Raw genomic sequence first — 2522 nt, 5'->3', positions numbered from 1 at the left:
GGACTCTAGGCTGGTTTTACGGTTTATGGCACGGTCTATCTTGGTGTCTTGAAACTGTATGGCTTTGTCATTAATCGTAGCCTTAAAGTTGATGGTGTCTCCCTGTTGCTCTAGCCAGATGCCTGTGAGTTCTTGACCATTTTGGTCTATACTCACCTCAATTGGGGTTTGAGTCAATACGTTTTGCCCGCTCCAGTCGTAACGTAGCAAAGTACCGGTATAGCTGCCACTGATGTCTCCTTTGTTTATTTTTTGTTTTACAATTTGGAGTTTTTTGGGTGTTTCAATTGGGGCATTTTCTACCTCTTGGTCTAAGGGCTTGGATACCGTCAATACCTGATTAGGCGTAGCGTTTTCTACTATTGGGTCGGCAATTAAACAAAAGAGTTGTAGCTTTTTACGACTACAACTTTTTGTTTAAAATGTCTGCTCACTGTTGTGGGCACAGGCAAATGCCTGCGCTAACCTTTAGATTTGTAGACAAGTTTGCGCCATCGGGGTTTGCGCCATCGGGTAGCGGGGGATCTTAATTATCTTTCTCTAAATAAATAGAATCAGGATAGAAAAATATACCTTTTGGATAATTAATTAACTTCCATGCCAATTTACCATCGGATAATAATTCTAAAGAAATTTTAACAATCCCATCTACGTATTTACTTTGAATATCTAAAATAACTTTTCCATTTTCTAAAATACCGTTGATGGTCTTTTGATTTACATCAGAACAATCCATATAATTCCCTTCTGCACCATAAATAATACAATGCCCCCCTTCAATTATGTTTCCTGTCTGTTTAAGCTCTAATTCTATATCTATATAATTATTTTTTGCTATCCATTTACCATTATAGTCTTGAGTATAGACTTTTGTACAAGACGTTATTATTAATAGCGTAAAACTAATTATTATTTTATTCACAGTTAACATTTGTTTTATTTTCATTTGTTTTATTTTTAAATTCATTAACTCTATTTTTCCATCCGTTTTCATATTTTTTCTTGGTATACTTTAATAAATCAGCTTCCGTGGCTAAAGGTTTTTTTATCAAGTATTTATTAACACTTTCATTAACTTTTAAATCATAAAAAGATAGTCTATCATTTTTGAAGTTGTTATATAATCTTATGTCGTTGGAATACTTATTGATTGCCTCTAAAGTATTTGTTCCAAAACCACCATCAACAGTTATACTTTCTCCTAATGAATTTAAAGTTCTTTGAATTGTTTCTATAGAGGACACCGGAGCATTAACATAAAAGTCAAATAATAAAAATCTTATATCACCATCAACTATTTCATCTGCTCTAATTTTATCCCAATACATTGTTTTGTATATTTTATTAGCATCATTTGTTGTTAATGCTCTTAAATTATCTAGTGTAGGATCTTTTCCTAATACAGATTTAGCATACGCTTCCCAAGTTTTCCATGCAACGCCCTTATTTGTTGCACCGCCCGGATCTGTTGGGTCATTAACAAAACCACCTTCTGTTTTCAATACTTTTTTTATAATTTCATTGAAACTATTACAATCCCCACAATCCCCACTCACCGGCTCCACTGCACACACACCACATTTATTGAGTTTTTGAACATTTATATTTTTATCATCACAATCAGGCCCCAAAACGGCTAGTTTATATGGGTATACTTGTGGTGCAAAAGCATCACGTTCAATAATTTCACTACTATAGTTATCATTGTCTTTATCTACAAACCATTTTGTTTTAGGATTATCTTCACAAGGACACATAGCTACCCCTGATTTGTACGTTATGGCTGTTTTGCTAGTCGGGCTAACTTGGGCTGTGGTGCAAGGTTTTGTACAGGCTACTTCAGTTTCTTGTTCTGAATCGTTTGTTTGGCTACCGTCATCCCCACTATTCAATTGCTCGCACAAACTATTGTCAAATGCGCTACTGCTAGAGTCACAAGGATCATTTGAATCACAAGGGTAGGCATAGCTCCTGTAATCTGAACAGTCCCCATAATCGATGTATGTTTCACAGGGGTAGGCATAGCTTCTAGGGTCTGTACAGTCGCCAATATCAGGGTCTTGTTCTTCTGTTCCATAATAAAAATTAATACCTATACTATCTGATATTGGAACTGTGATAAACTCGGTTCCTGGTATGGAACCTCTATACCAATGTCCAGCGGGTCTCTAAATCCATCTCCAATAAATGCTGTAAAGATTGTAGTGCATGTCCCGTCTGCACAATGGGTTTCATAATTGACTCTACTATCCCCTATATGAAAAATATCCGTAGTCATATGTATAGCAAAATCAGCTGTAATTCTATTAGCCGTTCCATTTATTAATGCATTTGAAACTCTTATAAAATCAGGGTTTTGACTATATGTGCTGTATACAAACAATGAAAAAGTAATCATTGTTATAATTGTTTTTATTGTTTTCATATTTTTAAAGTACTACAACTGTATTTATATTAAACACAGTTGTAGTTTTTAGTTTTCTTATTGAAATTTATAATCAACTAATACAATATCTTTTACC

The 2522-nt window shown here is 34.4% G+C and carries 4 protein-coding genes; all 4 read right to left on the bottom strand.

The window, feature by feature from the left end; all coding sequences use genetic code 11:
• Nucleotides 1-333: hypothetical protein (locus B6A10_RS16105; RefSeq protein ID WP_188221686.1), on the bottom strand; the 333-nt coding region annotated here is incomplete at its 3' end.
• A 193-nt stretch (nt 334-526) separates the two neighbouring features.
• Complete coding sequence (locus B6A10_RS16100) at nt 527-946, bottom strand: hypothetical protein (RefSeq protein WP_188221685.1); 420 nt, start codon at nt 944-946, stop codon at nt 527-529.
• Nucleotides 915-1892, bottom strand: coding sequence for a glycoside hydrolase family 108 protein (locus tag B6A10_RS16095; RefSeq protein ID WP_188221684.1), 978 nt, complete (start codon nt 1890-1892; stop codon nt 915-917). Before B6A10_RS16095 ends, B6A10_RS16100 begins: the two co-directional genes overlap by 32 nt.
• 200 nt (nt 1893-2092) lie before the next feature.
• Complete coding sequence (locus B6A10_RS16090) at nt 2093-2425, bottom strand: hypothetical protein (protein WP_188221683.1); 333 nt, start codon at nt 2423-2425, stop codon at nt 2093-2095.
• Nucleotides 2426-2522: the final 97 nt, after the last annotated feature.

This window comes from Flavobacterium pokkalii (genome assembly GCF_014596575.1).
Lineage (GTDB): Bacteria > Bacteroidota > Bacteroidia > Flavobacteriales > Flavobacteriaceae > Flavobacterium > Flavobacterium pokkalii.
Note: the sequence above shows the minus strand (reverse complement) of the source record. Positions and strands in the feature narration are given on the sequence as shown.

What these genes read in the sequence shown, in the direction of transcription:
- B6A10_RS16090 (WP_188221683.1), bottom strand. Translation starts at nt 2,425, where the DNA reads ATGAAAACAATAAAAACAATTATAACAATGATTACTTTTTCATTGTTT.
- B6A10_RS16100 (WP_188221685.1), bottom strand. Translation starts at nt 946, where the DNA reads ATGAAAATAAAACAAATGTTAACTGTGAATAAAATAATAATTAGTTTT.